The organism is Caulobacter sp. 1776, assembly GCF_040545685.1.
Classification (GTDB): domain Bacteria; phylum Pseudomonadota; class Alphaproteobacteria; order Caulobacterales; family Caulobacteraceae; genus Caulobacter.
Genome location: NZ_JBEPMI010000007.1, coordinates 1 through 16172, shown reverse-complemented (window position 1 = coordinate 16172; position 16172 = coordinate 1). Strand labels below are relative to the sequence as shown.

The window sequence follows — 16172 nt, the reverse complement described above, 5'->3', positions numbered from 1 at the left end:
CCGAGGGCTAGAATTTATATTCGAGGGTGAACCAGGCCTTGGTCCGCGCGGCCGGCGGTGTCGCCGTGCCGACAGGCACGCTCGTGACGCGCTGGAAGTCGGCGTATTTCAGCTGGATCGAGAGCTTGGTGGTGATGGCGGCGGTGAACTGGACGTCCCACTCGTGGCCGAGATCCGCGCCGGTCCGCTGGTCGTCGAAGTCGTGGTAGCGGACCACGACGTCGCTGTTGAAGAAGTAGGTCCGGCGGAAGCGCGGCTTGACGTTCAGGCTGAGGTTCAGGTCCTCCAGCCCGTCGACGAAGCTCTTGTTGCCACCTGGAGAGACGAAGGCGTCGGCCCAGCCGTTGAAGGCGTGGGTGGTGGCCAGCGGCGTGGTGAAGCCGCGCGTCCCGTCGCCTTCCAGCGACTCGTAGCTGACCTTGACGGTGTAGATGTCAAAGGTCCCGGCCAAGTCGGCGCCGTAATAGTCCAGATCGAAGTTCGGCGTGTTGTGGCGATAGTCCGACTGCTTGGCGTAGGTGGCGTTGTAGGCCAGCTGATAGAGGCCCAACCACGTCTTGCCCGAGGCCTTGACGCCCTTGGTGATCGACGAATTGGCCGCCGAATTGCCGAAGTCGAGCGCGTAGACGAAGCCCTGCAGGCGCAAGGCTTCGGCCGGCGACCAGGTGGCGTTGAAGAGGTGGCTGTCGGAGTCCCAGTCGCGCAGCTCGCCCAGCACCCGGTTGATGTGGGTGACATAGGCGTAGGTCGCCTTGAAGCGGCCCAGGGCCATGTCGGCGCGGACAGCGTCGAAGGTCTGCTCGTCCTGACGCCAGCCGACATTGCCGACGAAACGTTGGTCGTCCAGCAGGATGCGCTGGCGGCCGGCCGTGACCTGCAGGGCCGCGCTGGGCGTCCAGGTCAGCTGGGCGCGGTTCAGTTCGGTGACGTCCGGATCGTTGACGATCGGATAGCGCGCCTTGTCGACGCCATTCAGCGGCAGGGTCGCCGCGCCCGGCACGTTGACGGCATAATGCTCGGAGCCGATCTGGCGGACATCCTCGAATTCGATCAGGCCTTTCACGCCCTTGAACTCGGCGCTCTCCCAGCCGAAGCGGGTCCGGACGGTGAAGGCGTTAGCCTCGTCACGCAGGGTCGCTGTGCGGGTCTGATCGACGTTCTCGTAGCGGGCCCGCACTTCCAGGATCAGCTTGCCGGCGCCGATCTGGTCGCTGATCGTTGGCGGCGGCGCGGGCGGTAGCGGTTCCGGCGCCGCTTCGGCGGTAGGCTCGGCGGCCGCCTCTTCAGGGGGTTTCGGCGCTGGGTCCGGCGCGGTCTGGGCCAGAGCGGCCGTGCTCCAGGCGAGCGCCATCGCGGCCGCACCGCAGTGCAGCATAAGTCGAACGGATTTCATGCCTTCATCCCCTAAGGCCAAAACAAAAAGACGCCCGGCGAGACCACGCGCAGCGGTCTCTCCGGACGTCGTTGTCCAAGCTTGCCAGACGGCTACATCGCCGACGGCGGCCCTTACAGGCCAACGGGGAACGTCGTTGTCCCCCGTGTCGTGATCAGGAGGCGGCCGACGCGTCGAACCGGCAATCGCAAAACCGCGTTCTCGATGGCCGCAACGCACAAAAGACGCCATTTTGCACAGCAGCAAAGCAGGCCAAAGCAGCGCTTTGCTCGCAAATTCCGCGTTTGGACCATCAGAACCCGGCTGAGTTTCTTCCGGCGTCGGTCCGCGGCGGATCGCCGATGCGCGCCGCCCCGCCAGCGCGCGCCTCTAGGTTTCAGATTTTGTCGTCCTCGCTTTCAGACGAAATCAGAGCCTGTTGCGGTTGCGATATAACACCCAGCCCCCAGATAGCTGCGCAGACGCCGACGGAGGGTTGGCGCCGCTTTCGATGGATTGTCTCATGGCTAACCTGTTCGACCCGCTGCGCGTCGGCGCCCTCGACCTGCCTAACCGCGTCGTCATGGCTCCGCTGACTCGGCTGCGCGCTGGTCCGACCCACGTGCCCAACGCCCTGATGGCCGAATACTACGGTCAGCGCGCCTCCGCGGGTCTGCTGATCACCGAGGGGGTGCCGGTCACGCCCCAGGGTGTCGGTTACGCCGGCGTTCCGGGCATCTGGTCGAAGGAGCAGACACAGGCCTGGAAGCAGATCACCAAGGCCGTGCACGACAAGGGCGGCCGCATCTTCATGCAGATCTGGCACGTTGGCCGCATCTCCGACCCGTCGCATTTGAATGGCGAGACCCCGGTCGGCCCCAGCGCCATCGCCGCCAAGGGCCATGTCAGCCTGCTGCGCCCCGAACGCCCCTACCCCACGCCCCGTCCCCTTACGACCGAGGAGGTCGCCGGTGTCGTCGAAGCCTTCCGCCAGGGCGCGGAAAACGCCCAGGCCGCCGGCTTCGACGGCGTCCAGTTGCACGGCGCCAACGGTTATCTGCTCGACCAATTCCTGCAGGACGGCGCCAACCAGCGCACCGACCAGTACGGCGGCCCGATCGAGAACCGGGCCCGGCTGCTGCTGGAAGCCACCGATGCCGCGATCTCCGTATGGGGCGCCGATCGCGTGGGCGTCCACCTGGCCCCGCGCGCCGACAGCCACGGCATCAGCGACAGCAACCTGCCCGCCACGTTCGGCTACGTGGCCAAGGCGCTGGGAGAACGCAAGATCGCCTTCGTGTCGGCCCGCGAGCACGAGGCCGCCGACAGCCTGGGCCCGGCGCTGAAGGCCGCGTTCGGCGGGGTCTATATCGGCAACGAGAAATATGACGTCGCCAGCGCCAACGCCGCCATCGCGGCCGGGCGGGCGGACGCCGTGGCCTTCGGCAAGGCCTATATCGCCAACCCGGACCTGGTGGAGCGCCTGCGGAAGGGCGCACCGCTCAACGCGCCCGACTCGACCACCTTTTACGGCGGCGACGGCAAGGGCTATGTGGACTATCCCACCCTGGCCCAGATCACCGAACCGGCCGAGTAGGCGCCTAACGCAAGCGCGAACGGGACGTCGGGTCCAGGCGCAGACCCTGGGCCAGACGCTCCTCCGCGTCGGCGATGGCCCGGCGCTAGGCCGCGCCGAATGAGGCGCCGCCTAGGCCGGGATCAGCCCCTCGGCGAGATAGGCCAGCGCCACGGCCTCCGCGACCTTGATGCCGTCGACGGCGGCCGAGAGAATGCCGCCGGCGTAGCCCGCGCCCTCGCCCGCTGGGAAAAGCCCCCCGGTGTTCAAGCTCTGATAATCCTTGCCGCGAGTGATCCGCACAGGCGAGGAGGTCCGGGTCTCAACGCCGGTCAACAGCACGTCGGGATGGTCGTAGCCGGCGATCTGGCGGCCGAACATCGGCAACGCCTCGCGCATGGCCTCGACCACGAAGGGCGGCAGGCAGGCCGACAAGTCCGTCAAGGTCACGCCCGGCTTGTAGGACGGCGCGACCTCGCCCAGCTCGGTGGAGGGCCGACCGACCATGAAGTCGCCGACCTTCTGGCCCGGCGCCCGGTAGCTGGAGCCGCCCGCCACATAGGCCAGGCTCTCCCATTTGCGCTGAAACTCGACGCCGGCCAGCGGATGGCCTGGATAGTCGCGCTCGGGATCGATGCCGACCACGAAGCCGGAATTGGCATTCCGCTCGTTGCGCGAATATTGGCTCATGCCGTTGGTGACGACGCGGCCTGGCTCGGACGTCGCGGCCACCACCGTACCGCCCGGGCACATGCAGAAGCTGTAGACGGTGCGACCGTTGCTGCAGTGATGCGACAGGCTGTAGTCGGCCGCGCCCAGGTCCGGATGGCCCGCGCAGCTGCCGAAGCGCGCCCTGTCCATCCACGACTGGGGGTGCTCGATCCGCACCCCAATCGAGAACGGCTTGGCTTCGATATGGACGCCGCGATCGTGTAGCACCTGGAAGGTGTCGCGGGCGCTGTGACCGACGGCCATGACCACGTGGCGGGCCGGCAGGTAGTCGCCGTTCGAGATGTGCAGGCCCTTCAGCCGCCGCGCGCCGCCGGCCGCGACCTCGATGTCGAAATCCTCGACCCGATGTTGCCAGCGGTATTCGCCGCCCAGGCTCTCGATCAGCGCCCGCATGTTCTCGACCATGTGCACTAGGCGGAAGGTGCCGATGTGCGGGTGGGCCTCGGTCAGGATTTCCTCGGGCGCGCCGGCCTTGACGAACTCTTCCAGCACCTTGCGGCCCAGGAAGCGAGGGTCCTTAATCTGGCTATAGAGCTTGCCGTCCGAGAAGGTCCCCGCCCCGCCCTCGCCGAATTGGACGTTGGACTCGGAGTTCAGCTCGCTCTTGCGCCACAGGGCCCAGGTGTCCTTGGTCCGCTCCCGCACGACCTTGCCGCGGTCCAGAATGATCGGCTTGAGACCCATCTGGGCCAGGATCAGGCCGGCGAACAGGCCGCAGGGGCCCGCGCCGATCACCACCGGGCGCGGACCGTCGAACCCCTCCGGCGCCCTGACCACGAACCTGTACTCGGTGTCGGGCGTGACGCGGACGTGGTGATCGCCCTCGAAGCGGCGCAGGACGGCGGCCTCGTCGCGCAGAACGACATCGACCGAATAGACCATCAAGATCGCCGCCTTCCGGCGCGCGTCGTGGGCGCGGCGGGCGATCTGGCAGCTCACCAGGTCCTCGGGCGTGATCCCGAGACGCTCGACAATGGCGGACGCCATGGCCTCCGGCGGGTGGCCGAGCGGCAGCTTCAGTTCCGAAATACGCAGCATGCCCGCGTCTTAGCCGGAAGCCGGCCGATATGCCATCTCGCGGCGCCGGCGTTGCGATCGCGGCGGTCGTCATTAGTTAAGCTTCCCACGTAACCGCGTTCGGTGTGTCCATGCTCGCTCTCTTCTTCGCCTCGGCCGCCCTCCTGGCCGATCCGGCCCCGTCGCCATGGACCTATTTCGAGGGCGCCTGGAGTTGCGAGGGGGTCTTTCTGCCTTCGAACCGCGCCCTGGCCTCGGACATCACCTTCCGTATCGATCCGCGCACCGACGCCCTGGTGAAGGATCATCTGGATCGACCGCCAGGCCGCTACGCCGCCACCGAGACCTGGGCTCTGGCGCCCGACGGCAAGACCTATCGCGCTAGCATCGCCTCGAACGGCGGCCTGCGCTGGTATCGCTCCGAGGGTTGGAGCGGCGACCAGTGGGTCTGGTCCCGTCAGCGCGACGCCGCCGAGCCCGAGGAAGCGTTCGTCTTCATCCGCCAGGATCCGGCCACCATGGTCGTCGAGTGGCGGATCTCGCGAAATGGCGCGCCGATGGTGGTCGGCGATCGCCTCACCTGTCGAAAGGGCTGAAACGCGCCATCATTACCTGGCGCGTAATCGCGCGGCCTCGCGGAGCGCGGCATCAAGAGGGGCCTGGAGACGCCACGCGCCTTCCTTGGAGACCCCTCATGACCAACGCCGCCCAGATCGCCCAACGCTATATCGACAGCTGGAACGAGACCGACGCTGCTCGCCGCGCTAGCCTGCTGGCTACGCTGTGGACCGAGGACGCCCGCTATGTCGATCCGATGATGGCCGGCGAAGGCCGCGGCCAGATCGACGCCCTCATCGCGGGCGTTCACCAGCGGTTCCCCGGCCTTCGCTTCGCGCTGACCGGCAGGCCGGACGGCTATGGCGACAAGGTCCGCTTCTCGTGGATCCTAGGTCCTGAAGGCGGCGAAGGGTTGGTCGAGGGGACCGACTTCGGCGTGGTCGAGAATGGCCGGCTGCGCGCCGTCACGGGCTTCCTCGACAAGGTTCCCGGCTAAGCTGTCGGTTCGCCGCCGACTTGGCCGGACGGGACTAGCCTTAGCCCTCCGGCCAAATGCGCGATCTTCGGGATCGCTAGGGCTGTTCATTCAAGGCGAAGATCCGCCGCATCGGGATCCACTTCTCCCCCGGCGCCGCGCTCGGCAGCGGCCGTTGAAACTCCCACATCAGCCGCTCCCATGCTTGGACGTCCTCGGAGGCCATGTCGGCCGCGGCCTTGGCTTCGGGAGAGAAGTCCGCGCCAACGTCCATGATCATGAAGAGCCGCGTCTCGACCCGCCAGATCTCGAGGGTCTGAATGTCGGCGTCGCGGATGGACCGGATAACCGCCGCCGGCACCGCGCCCGGCGCGTGCCAAGCCTCGTAGCGCGCGATCAGCGCCGGATCGTCCGCCAAGTCAAGCGCCAGGCAATGCCGAACCAATTTCATGAGCCTTGTCCTTGGCTTGTGTGGACGAATTGATCGCCTGCTAGAGGCGATAGAACCGCTGGGCGGTCTGACCAAAGACCGCCGCGCGATCCTCCGGCGCGACCCAGGCCTCGCACATCGCGCGCCACGACGCATAGTCGGCGGACAGGGTGAGCACCGGCCAGTCGCTGCCCCACATCAGGCGCTCCGGACCGAACACCTCGAGCAGATGCTTCGCGTACGGCGCGACGATTTCCACTGTGGGCGTACCCCCCGCCTCGGTCAGTAGGCCCGACAGCTTGCAATGGATTCCCGGCCGCTCGGCCAGGGCCGCGATCTGGTCGCGCCAGGGATCCAGGAGGCCCTCGCCGATCCGCGGTTTGGCGCCGTGATCCACAACGAGACGCAGATCCGGCCAGCGCTGGACCAAGGTCAGGATATGCGGCAGGTGGCGCGGCTTGATCAGGGCGTCGAACGCTAGATCCGCCGCGATCATCGCCGCGATGGCGGGCTCGAGCGCCGGATCGAGGATCCAATCGCCGGGCAGGTCCTGCAGCATCGGCCTCAGACCCTTGAGCAGTGGATTCCTGGCCAGGGCCGCGATCCGCGTCGGCGCGTCAGGCGCGGCCAAATCGGTCCAGCCGACCACGCCGAGCGCCAAGGAGTCTGCGGCGGCCGTCGCCAGCAGCCACTCGGTGTCGCGCTCGCCGGGTTGAGACTGCACGAGAACGACGCCAGAAAGCCCCGACGAATCAGAGACTTTCATCAAATCTTTCAGGTCGAAATCCCGATAGATCGTCGCCAGATCCGGCGTCGGCCATTCGTGATCATTCTCGCCGATCCGCCAGATGTGGCAGTGGGCGTCGATCAGCACGACACGATCGCTTTGATGACCCCCGCCGACGGCTCCATCCAACCTGGCAAGGCGTCGGCCAGGTCTTTCAACGACGCCTTGTGCGTGTTCAGCGCCGCCGTGGGCACCTTCCCCGCCTTGATCGCCGACAGGACGTGGTCGAAGTCCTCGACCGTGGCGTTGCGACTGGCCAGCAGCGACATCTCGCGCTTGTGGAACTCGGGGTCCGAGAAGGTGATGTCGGCCGAGACGACCGAGATCAGCACATAGGTCCCGCCATGGCCGACATAGGCGAAGCCCTGCTGCATTGCCGCGGCGCTGCCGGTGGCGTCGAACACCACATCGAAGAATGCGCCGTCCGTCAGGGCCGCGAGCGCGGTCGGAGTCGCGTCGCTCAGAGTCACGACATGGTCGGCGCTCAGATGCTCGCGGCAGAACGCCAGGCGGTCCGCGCGGGCGTCGAGCACGGCGACGGTCGCCCCAGCCAGCTTGGCGAACAGGGTCGCGGCGATGCCGATCGGGCCCGCCCCGACGACTAGCGCCGACTGCCCCGGCTCGATCCGCGCGCGGCGAACGGCGTGGGCCCCGATGGCCAGGAACTCGACCATCGCCGCCTCGTCCAGGCCGACGCCGTCGATCTTGCGGACGAAGCCGACCGGCACGGCCAGGAACTCGCAGAGCCCACCGTCCATGTGAACGCCCAGCACGCGGATGTTCATGCAGCAGTTGGGCTTGCCCTTGGCGCAGGCCGGACAGGTCCCGCACGACAGGTAGGGCATGACATAGGCATGGTCGCCCTTTGCCAGACCACTTGCCGCCGGGGCCGAAACCACCTCACCCGATAGCTCGTGACCCATCACGCGGGGATAGCTGAGGAAGGGCTGAGTGCCGCGATAGATGTGCATGTCTGTGCCGCAGATCCCGACCCGACGGACGCGCAGCAGCACCTCGTCGGGACCCGGTTCGGGCGCCGGACGTCGCTCGATCTTGAGCTCGCCCGGAGCGGCGCACACCAACACGTCCATCATCGTCAGTGACCTCCAACCAGTACGGCGTCGCGGGCGGTGACGTCACGCTTGGGCGCGGTGATCGCGAACAGACCCACGGCCGCGAAGCAGGCGCACGGCACCAGGATCGCGAAGCGGATGGCGCTGACGTCGGAGATCCCGCCCATCAGCGTCGTCAGGACCGCGCCGCCGATGATGCTCATGACCAGGAACGACGAGCCGGTCTTGGTTAGCGGCCCCAGGCCCTTCAGCGAGCTGGCGAAGATGGTCGGGAACATGATCGACATGAAGAAGCTGGTGGAGGCCAGGGCCAGCAGACCCAGATGTCCGCCCACGGTCACGGCGACCAGGGTCAGGCCGACATTGGCCGCCGCGAACAGCGCCATCAGGCGCGAGGGATCGACGCGGCTCATCAGGGCCGTGCCGGCGAAGCGCCCGGCCATGAAGCCGACCAGCGACCACGACAGATAGGCCGCAGCGGTCTTTTCGCCCATGCCCGGGACCTGATCCTGAGCGTAGCGGATCATATAGCTCCACACCCCGACCTGAGCGCCGACATAGAAGAACTGGGCCAGGACGCCGAACAGGAAGCGCGGCCGGGCGAAGAGGCCCAGGATCGGCTTGTCGACGCGCTCCTGATGCTGATCCTCGGCGGTCGGCCGGCTGGCCTGGGGCGGGAAGCGGGTGATCGCCACCAGCACCACCCAGGTCAACACCACGGCGGCGATGATCAGATACGGGATCTGCGTCGACTTGGCCTCGGCGCCCTGGAAGGCGGCCAGTTGTTCAGTCGACATGGCCGCGAACTGGGCCTTGGTCGGCTCGTTGCCCGACAGGATGAATTGGCGGCCCACCACGACGGCGGTAATCGACCCTAGGGGATTGAAGGCCTGGGCCAGGTTCAGCCGCTGCTCGGCCTTGGCCGGGTCGCCCAGCACGGTGACCAACGGATTGGCCGAGGTCTCGAGGAACGCCAGGCCCGAGGCGATGACGAACAGGGCCGAGAGGAAGAAATCGTAGCGGCGCAGCTCGGCCGCCGGCCAGAAGAGAAGAGCACCAGTTCCAAACAGGACCAGTCCCACCATCACCGCGGCCTTGTAGCCGTAACGGCGCATCAGCAGACCCGCCGGCAGGGCCAGGAAGAAGTAGCCAAGATAGAAGGCCAACTGCACCAGGCCCGACTGCAGATCGGTCAGGAAGAAGGCCTTCTTCAGGTGCGGGATCAGGACGTCATTGAGATTGTTGGCCACGCCCCACAGGAAGAACAGCGCGACAATCAGCACCAACGGCGCCCATCCCGCGCGCGGGTTCGAACCTTGGGTCATGAATCAGTCCTCCAGCCGCGCCCTCTGGCGGAGCGCCTCGCCGAAGGGACATCATATATGAACTCTTGCGTCAAATATGAAATGAGACTTCGCCCGTGTGAGGATACGACGGCGCCGGCGATGCGGTAGCGAAGGGCAAGGCCGGCGAGATTCGCCGGCCTTGCCCTCTGACTACTCGACAGCCACGACCACGACCGACTTGGACGGAATATCCAAGGTCAGCGCGCCGCCCGAGAGCTTGGCGCCCTTGAAGGCGACCGGCGCGACGGTCGGCTTGGCGCCAAAGGCGTTCATCGCGTCCATCTTGTCGGCGGTCATGACCTGACCCGACACCGACTTGGCCTTCAGCGTTCCCAGCGACACGCTGAGCTTGATGCTGTCGTCCGGCGACATGTTGGCCACCGCAACATAGGTCTTGCCGTCCTTGCCCTTGGCCGCCGAGGCGTTGAAGGCCGGGATCTTGCTTCCCGCCACGTCGATCTCGGGCGCCGTGACGTCCAGCGGGATCGCCGTGGAGTCCTGGAAGGGCGTGTACATCTTGTAGGCGTAGTAGGTGGGGGTCAGGACGATCTGGTCGCCCTTGGTCAGGATCATCGCCTGCAGAACGTTGATGGTCTGGGCGATGTTCGTCATCCGGACACGGTCGGTATAGTGGTGGAAGATGTTGAAGTTGGCCGCCGCGAGCACGCCGTCACGCAGCGTGTTGAGCTGATAGAGGTGCCCCGGATTGGTGCCAGGCTCGACATCGTACCAAGTGCCCCATTCGTCGACGTATAGGCCGATCCGCTTCTGCGGGTCGTTCTTGTCCATCACCGCGACGTGCTGCTTGATCAGGTCGTCCATGCGCAGGGTCTGGGCCATGGTCTTGCCCCAGGCCGCTTTGTCGAAGCCCGTGGCCGCGCCCTTCTTGTCCCAGTTGCCGGTGGGCAGCGTGTAATAGTGCAGCGAGATGGCGTCCATGAACCGACCGGCGTTCTTGGTCACCACGTCGGTCCAATTGGTGTTGAACGCATTGGCGCCAGAAGCCACGCGCACGGCCGGATTGTCGTCGTTCTTGTGGAAGAACGCCGAGAACCGACGATATTCGTTGGCGTAGTACTCCGGCGTCATCTCGCCGCCACACCCCCAGCTTTCGTTGCCGATGCCGACGAACGGCACCTTGAACGGCTTGTCGCGGCCGTTGGCGCGGCGTTCCTGAGCCAGGGTGTCGTCGCCCGGCGAGGTCATGTACTCAATCCACTCGCGCATCTCGGTCGGATCGGACGAACCGACATTGATCGAGACATAGGGCGCGGCGCCGACCTGCTCGGCGAAGTCCATGAATTCGTGCGTGCCGAACGCATTGGTCTCGGGCGAGCCGCCCCACCAGTTGTTCTTGCGCGACGGACGCTTGGCGCGCGGACCAATGCCATCGCGCCAGCGGTATTCGTCGGCGAAGCAGCCGCCCGGCCAGCGGATCACGGGCGTCTTGATGTCCTTCAGCGCGGTGACGACGTCGGTGCGTATGCCGCGGACGTTGGGAATCTTGGAGTCCGGCCCGACCCAGACGCCATCATAGATGCCCGCGCCCAGGTGCTCGGAAAACTGACCGTAGATGTAGCGGGAGATCGGCGCGCCAGGTTGGTCGACCTTCAACGTTGCGCTGGCCGTCAGTTCGGCGGCCTGGACCGCCATCGGCGCGCTCGCCGCCATCGCCAGGAGCGCGACCGCCGCGCCCACGAATCTTTTGGCCTTCGCCATGCTTTGTCTTCCTCTCCGTGGGAGCTGTAAGCCGCGCCCTGAAAATTACCGCTGTTTGGTAGCAGGCTTATTTTTGTCCTACAATACCAGCCACGCTTTTGGCGTTCTTACTCTGCGGGGCGGACGATATCGCGCGCGTTGACGGCTCGATCCCGACAATATACTCGGACAAAATATCCTAGAGCGGCATAGGCCGCCGAAGCCTGCTTCGACAGAGAGGAAACGATGCCCGCCATTCCGCAAAGCGCGCCGTCCGCGGCCGCCAACGAAGGTTCGCAGCAGCGCTACGGCTCAGCCCTGAGCCTGCTGGCCAGCCTGTTTTTCATGTGGGGCTTCATCACGGTCATCAACAACACGCTGCTGCCACACCTGCGTAGCGTGTTCGTGCTGGACTACACCCGCACGACCCTGATCGAGTCGGTATGGTTCATCGCCTATTTCGTGGCCTCGATCCCGTCGGCCAAGCTGATCGAGCGGATTGGCTACCAGAAGGCCATCGTCGTCGGCTTGCTGAGCATGGCGGTCGGCGCGGCCATGATGGTCCCGGCCGCCATGTTGACCTCTTACGCTCTGGTGTTGACGGCGCTGTTCGTGATCGCCAGCGGCATCACCCTGCTTCAGGTGGCGGCTAATCCTTATGTCGCGGTGATCGGTCCGCCCGAGACCGGCTCGGCGCGCCTCAATCTGGTGCAGGCGTTCAATTCGCTGGGCACCACCCTGGCCCCGCTGTTCGCCGGCTACCTGATCCTGGGCCGCTCCAAGAGCGGCACGGCCGGAACCGACGCCGTCCTGACCGCCGCCGAGCGCCACGCCGACGCCCAGTCGGTGATCCTGCCCTATGTCATCGTGACGATCGCCCTGGTGCTGCTGGCCGTGGTCATGGGGCGCGTGAAGCTGCCGGCGATCGGCCAGGCGACCCAGCGGTCCTCGCGCGAGAACCGCAAGAAGCTTTCCCTGTGGTCGCATCGCAATCTGGTGTTCGGCGTGCCGGCGATCTTCATTTACCTGATCGCCGAGATCGGCGTGGCCAACCTGTTCATCAACTTCGTCTCGCAACCGACCATCGCCGCGATCACCCACGAGGCGGCCTCGCGCTACCTGGCCATTCTGTGGGGCGGCATGATGGTAGGCCGGTTCCTAGGCAGCGTGCTGATGCGCCGCTTCGCCGCCGAGCACGTGCTGGCCGCCTTTTCGATCGGCGCGTTCGTGGTGATGCTGATCACCACCTTCGCCCATGGCCCCGTCGCCATGTGGTCCTTGATCGCGGTCGGCTTCTTCCACTCAATCATGTTCCCCACCATCTTCACCCTGGGCATCAAGGGCTTGGGTCCGCTGACCGAGGAGGGCTCGGGCCTGTTGATCATGGCCATCGCCGGCGGCGCGCTGGTCATCGTCCAGGGCTGGCTGGCCGACACCTTCGGCCTGCAGTGGTCGTTCCTGCTGACGGCGGCCTGTGAGATCTATGTGCTGTTCTATGCGCTATGGGGCTCCAAGCCGACCAACGCGCTGCCCGACCAGCACGTCGCGTAAAGGGTCGTCCCATGAACGGACCGTCGCGTCGAACGGCGCTCAAATCAGCCGCCGCGCTCGGCGCGACGGCTCTGGCCTCGCCCGCCCTCGCCCAGCCGATCGGCAAGAGTGGCTTGCAGCCTTTCCCGCTGTCGCAGGTGCGGCTGAAGCCCTCGCGCTTCCTCACCGCGACGGAGACGAACCAGCGCTACCTGCTGTCGCTGGAACCCGACCGCCTGCTGCACAACTTCCGCGCCGGCGCTGGCCTGGCGCCCAAGGGCGAGGCCTATGGAGGCTGGGAAAGCCGCGGCATCGCCGGTCACAGCCTGGGCCACTACCTGTCTGCGGTCTCGCTGACCTGGGCGCAGACCGGTCAGCCGGAGTTCAAGAAGCGCGCCGCCTATATCGTCGAGGAACTGGCGGCCTGCCAGGCCGCGAACGGCGACGGCTATGCCGGCGGCACGACCGTGGACCGCGACGGCAAGACCATCGACGGCAAGATCGTCTACGAGGAGGTCCGCGCCGGCAAGATCGACACCGCCGGCTTCGGCCTCAACGGCGGCTGGGTGCCGATCTACACCTATCACAAGGTCCTGGCGGGGACTCTGGACGCTCACGCCTTGTGCGACGATCCCAAGGCCCTGGCCGTCGCCATCGGCCTGGCGGACTATCTGGGCAGGATGTTCGAGGCGCTGGACGCCAAGCAGGTCCAGACCGTCCTGCGCGCCGAGCATGGCGGCATCGTCGAGAGCTTCGCCGAACTGCACGCCCGGACCGGTCAACAACGCTGGCTGGATCTGGCGCGCCGCGTCCAGCATGAGGACATCATCGGCCCGTTGGCCGAGGGCCGCGACGACCTGGCCGGCAAGCACGCCAACACCCAGATCCCCAAGCTGATCGGCGAGGCCCGGCTCTACGAGACCGGCGGCGACGCCCGCACGGCCAAGGCCGCGATGTTCTTCTGGGAGACGGTCGTCCACGACCACTCCTACGTCATCGGCGGCAATTCCGAGTTCGAGCACTTCGGCAAGCCGCGGCAGCTGTCGACGCGACTGGGCCAGCAGACCTGCGAGTGCTGCAACAGCTACAACATGCTCAAGCTCAGCCGGCATCTCTACGCCTGGTCGGGCGAGAGCCGATATTTCGACTTCTACGAACGCGCCCATCTGAACCACATCCTGTCGCAGCAGGATCCCGACACGGGCATGTTCACCTACTTCTCGCCGCTGGCCTCGGGCTATGCGCGAGGCCACTCGACGCCGACGGACTCGTTCTGGTGCTGTGTCGGCAGCGGCATGGAGAACTATTCCAAGCTGGGCGACAGCATCTTCTGGCGCGATGGCGATCGGGTGCGGGTCAACCTCTACTACCCTTCGACGCTGGACTGGACCGAGACGGGCGCGAAGCTCGAGATCGACACCGACTTCCCCTATGGCGATCAGGTCGTCCTGACGCTCTCGAAGGCCAAGGCCCCGACGTCGGTGTCGCTACGTGTCCCCGCCTGGTGCGCCGCGCCGTCGGTGAAGGTCAATGGCCGCCCGCGCGCGGTCACGACCAGGAACGGCTATATCGATCTCGTCCTGCGCGCCGGCGACAAGGTGACCCTGACCTTGCCGATGGCGGTGCGGACGGAGGCCATGCCGGACGATCCGAATCTGATCGCCTTCCTGAACGGCCCGTTGGTGCTGGCCGCGGATCTCGGCCCCGCCGACCAGCCATGGGACAGCTTCGATCCGGTGGTGGTCGGGACAGCGGTCCTGAAGCCCGCCGGCGGTCCGCAGCGCTTCGCTCTGGCCGACCACGGCCGTCCCGTGAACTTGGCGCTGCGTCCCTATTTCGAGCAGCATCACAATCGCACGGCCGTCTACTTCAGGCGATTGACCCCGGCCCAATGGGCGGAGGCCGAGCCGCGCCTGACGGCCGACGCCAAGGCCCGCGCCGACATCCGCGACCGCACGGTCGACGTCCTCCGCTTCGGCGAGCAACAGCCCGAGGTTGACCACGCCCTGACGGCCAGCGCCGGCACCCAGGACTCCGGCAACCTAACGGTCCGGAGCCGCGTCCTGAACAAGGGCGAGATCAGCTTCCGCATGGCCGCCGCGCCAGGCCCCCTGGTCCTGCAGGTCACCTATGATGGTTCGGCCCGCAACAAGGACTTCCGGATCCTGGTGGAAGGCCAGGAGGTCGCGCGCGAAACCCTGTCTGGCGAGCGCACGGCGCCCCTGAACGTGAAGACCTATCCCCTGCCCCCGGCGCTGACCGGCGGCAAGGATAAGGTCACGGTCAGCTTCGAAATGGCCGCCAACCAGTGGACGGCGGTGTTCGAGGCGCGGGTGTTCAGGGCGGCGCGCTGAGCGCCGCCCCTCGGTCTAATGATTATCGCGCGGCAAGCCCTTGGTCTGGGCGATGCGCTGGTATTTGACGGCGGGTTCGAGGACGGCGCCGGTTTCCATCTGGCCGACGACGGCGCGCTGCAGTTCCTGCCACGGGGTCTGGCTTTCGGGGATGGCGAAGCCGCCGGCCGCTTCCAGGGCCTTGCGCCGCGCGACGATCTCGGACGGCGAGACCAGCACGTCGACGCGCGACTTGCGCAGGTCGAACCGCACCTTGTCGCCGCTCTTCAGCAAGGCCAGACCCCCGCCGGCCGCCGCCTCGGGCGAGGCGTTGAGGATCGAGGGCGAGCCCGAAGTGCCCGACTGGCGGCCATCGCCAATGCAGGGCAGCTGGTGGATCCCCTGTTTGATCAGGTAGTCGGGGGCGCGCATGTTGACCACCTCGGCCGCGCCCGGATAGCCGATCGGCCCGGCCCCGCGCATGAACAGGATCGAGTTGGCGGTGATCCCGACCGCCGGGTCGTCGATCCGGCGGTGATAGTCCTCGGGCCCGTCGAACACGATGGCGTCGCCCTCGAAGGCGTCCGGATCGTCGGGGTTGGACAGGTAGCGGTCGCGGAACTCCTTGGCGATCACGCTGGTCTTCATGATCGCCGAGTTGAACAGGTTGCCGCGCATGACCACGAAGCCGGCCCGCTCGACCAGCGGCCGCGAGAACGGACGGATGACGTCCTCGTCCTCGATCGGGGTCCCGCGGTACTGCTCGCCGATCGACTGGCCCGAGACGCAAGCGGCCTCCTCGTGGATCAGGCCCTGCGCGATCAGCTGGCCGAACACGGCCGGCACCCCGCCGGCCCGGTAATAGTCCTCGCCCAGATACTCGCCGGCCGGCTGCAGATTGACCAGCAGCGGCACGTGCTCGCCCTTCTCCTGCCAGTCGTCGAGGGTGAGCTCGACGCCGACGTGGCGGGCCAGGGCGTTCAGGTGGATCGGGGCGTTGGTCGAGCCGCCGATCGCCGAATTGACGACGATGGCGTTCAGGAACGCCTCGCGGGTCAGGATGTCCGAGGGCTTGAGGTCCTCATGCACCATGTCGACGATGCGCAGGCCGGTGCGGTAGGCGTTCTCCTGCCGGTCGCGATAGGGCGCGGGGATCGCCGCCGAGCCGGGCAGCGACATGCCCAGGGCCTCGGTCAGCGAGTTCATGGTCGTGGCCGTGCCCATGGTGTTGCAGTAGCCGGTCGA

Annotated in this window: 13 protein-coding genes; 5 read left to right on the top strand and 8 right to left on the bottom strand. The window is 66.7% G+C overall.

All coding sequences use genetic code 11. The annotated features are described in order from the left end of the window. Positions 1–7: 7 nt before the first annotated feature. On the bottom strand, positions 8–1393 hold the full coding sequence (locus ABIC66_RS18760) for an alginate export family protein (protein ID WP_354072047.1): 1386 nt from the start codon (positions 1391–1393) through the stop codon (positions 8–10). A 502-nt stretch (positions 1394–1895) separates the two neighbouring features. Between ABIC66_RS18760 and ABIC66_RS18755 the strand changes: the two genes are divergently transcribed. Next, complete coding sequence (locus ABIC66_RS18755; protein WP_354072045.1) at positions 1896–2969, top strand: alkene reductase; 1074 nt, start codon at positions 1896–1898, stop codon at positions 2967–2969. 111 nt (positions 2970–3080) lie between these two features. Here the strand turns inward: ABIC66_RS18755 and ABIC66_RS18750 are convergent, their stop codons facing one another. Beyond that, positions 3081–4718, bottom strand: coding sequence for an NAD(P)/FAD-dependent oxidoreductase (locus tag ABIC66_RS18750; RefSeq protein WP_354072043.1), 1638 nt, complete (start codon positions 4716–4718; stop codon positions 3081–3083). A 110-nt stretch (positions 4719–4828) separates the two neighbouring features. Here ABIC66_RS18750 and ABIC66_RS18745 point away from each other — a divergent pair, with 110 nt between their 5' ends. Together ABIC66_RS18745 and ABIC66_RS18740 are read left to right on the top strand one after the other, a co-directional pair. Further along, the gene (locus ABIC66_RS18745; protein WP_354072042.1) at positions 4829–5293 is read left to right on the top strand and encodes a hypothetical protein; all 465 of its coding nucleotides are present in this window, start codon (positions 4829–4831) and stop codon (positions 5291–5293) included. Between the two features lie 98 nt (positions 5294–5391). Further along, positions 5392–5751, top strand: a complete 360-nt coding sequence (locus tag ABIC66_RS18740) for a nuclear transport factor 2 family protein (protein WP_354072041.1) — start codon at positions 5392–5394, stop codon at positions 5749–5751. Between the two features lie 76 nt (positions 5752–5827). Here ABIC66_RS18740 and ABIC66_RS18735 read toward each other — a convergent pair whose 3' ends face one another. The 5 genes from ABIC66_RS18735 to ABIC66_RS18715 form a co-directional block, all read right to left on the bottom strand. Next, on the bottom strand, positions 5828–6148 hold the full coding sequence (locus tag ABIC66_RS18735) for an L-rhamnose mutarotase (protein WP_502910375.1): 321 nt from the start codon (positions 6146–6148) through the stop codon (positions 5828–5830). A 73-nt stretch (positions 6149–6221) separates the two neighbouring features. Next, positions 6222–7034, bottom strand: a complete 813-nt coding sequence (locus tag ABIC66_RS18730; protein WP_354072038.1) for an amidohydrolase family protein — start codon at positions 7032–7034, stop codon at positions 6222–6224. Continuing rightward, positions 7028–8041, bottom strand: a complete 1014-nt coding sequence (locus ABIC66_RS18725; RefSeq protein ID WP_354072036.1) for a zinc-binding alcohol dehydrogenase family protein — start codon at positions 8039–8041, stop codon at positions 7028–7030. Before ABIC66_RS18725 ends, ABIC66_RS18730 begins: the two co-directional genes overlap by 7 nt. A 2-nt stretch (positions 8042–8043) precedes the next feature. Beyond that, on the bottom strand, positions 8044–9345 hold the full coding sequence (gene fucP / locus ABIC66_RS18720) for an L-fucose:H+ symporter permease (protein WP_354072034.1): 1302 nt from the start codon (positions 9343–9345) through the stop codon (positions 8044–8046). 171 nt (positions 9346–9516) lie between these two features. Further along, positions 9517–11085 (bottom strand): alpha-N-arabinofuranosidase, encoded by a 1569-nt coding sequence (locus tag ABIC66_RS18715; protein ID WP_354072032.1) that lies wholly within the window; start codon positions 11083–11085, stop codon positions 9517–9519. Positions 11086–11310: 225 nt separating this feature from the next. Here ABIC66_RS18715 and ABIC66_RS18710 point away from each other — a divergent pair, with 225 nt between their 5' ends. Continuing rightward, positions 11311–12615, top strand: a complete 1305-nt coding sequence (locus ABIC66_RS18710) for a sugar MFS transporter (RefSeq protein WP_354072029.1) — start codon at positions 11311–11313, stop codon at positions 12613–12615. A gap of 11 nt (positions 12616–12626) precedes the next feature. Beyond that, the gene (locus tag ABIC66_RS18705; protein WP_354072026.1) at positions 12627–14948 is read left to right on the top strand and encodes a beta-L-arabinofuranosidase domain-containing protein; all 2322 of its coding nucleotides are present in this window, start codon (positions 12627–12629) and stop codon (positions 14946–14948) included. Between the two features lie 15 nt (positions 14949–14963). Here the strand turns inward: ABIC66_RS18705 and ABIC66_RS18700 are convergent. Continuing rightward, the coding region (locus ABIC66_RS18700) for a dihydroxy-acid dehydratase domain-containing protein (RefSeq protein ID WP_354072025.1) at positions 14964–16172 on the bottom strand (1209 nt) is incomplete at its 5' end.

What these genes read in the sequence shown, in the direction of transcription:
- ABIC66_RS18755 (WP_354072045.1), top strand. Translation starts at nt 1,896, where the DNA reads ATGGCTAACCTGTTCGACCCGCTGCGCGTCGGCGCCCTCGACCTGCCT.
- ABIC66_RS18760 (WP_354072047.1), bottom strand. Translation starts at nt 1,393, where the DNA reads ATGAAATCCGTTCGACTTATGCTGCACTGCGGTGCGGCCGCGATGGCG.
- ABIC66_RS18715 (WP_354072032.1), bottom strand. Translation starts at nt 11,085, where the DNA reads ATGGCGAAGGCCAAAAGATTCGTGGGCGCGGCGGTCGCGCTCCTGGCG.
- ABIC66_RS18750 (WP_354072043.1), bottom strand. Translation starts at nt 4,718, where the DNA reads ATGCTGCGTATTTCGGAACTGAAGCTGCCGCTCGGCCACCCGCCGGAG.
- ABIC66_RS18740 (WP_354072041.1), top strand. Translation starts at nt 5,392, where the DNA reads ATGACCAACGCCGCCCAGATCGCCCAACGCTATATCGACAGCTGGAAC.
- ABIC66_RS18725 (WP_354072036.1), bottom strand. Translation starts at nt 8,041, where the DNA reads ATGATGGACGTGTTGGTGTGCGCCGCTCCGGGCGAGCTCAAGATCGAG.
- ABIC66_RS18745 (WP_354072042.1), top strand. Translation starts at nt 4,829, where the DNA reads ATGCTCGCTCTCTTCTTCGCCTCGGCCGCCCTCCTGGCCGATCCGGCC.
- ABIC66_RS18710 (WP_354072029.1), top strand. Translation starts at nt 11,311, where the DNA reads ATGCCCGCCATTCCGCAAAGCGCGCCGTCCGCGGCCGCCAACGAAGGT.
- ABIC66_RS18705 (WP_354072026.1), top strand. Translation starts at nt 12,627, where the DNA reads ATGAACGGACCGTCGCGTCGAACGGCGCTCAAATCAGCCGCCGCGCTC.
- fucP (WP_354072034.1), bottom strand. Translation starts at nt 9,345, where the DNA reads ATGACCCAAGGTTCGAACCCGCGCGCGGGATGGGCGCCGTTGGTGCTG.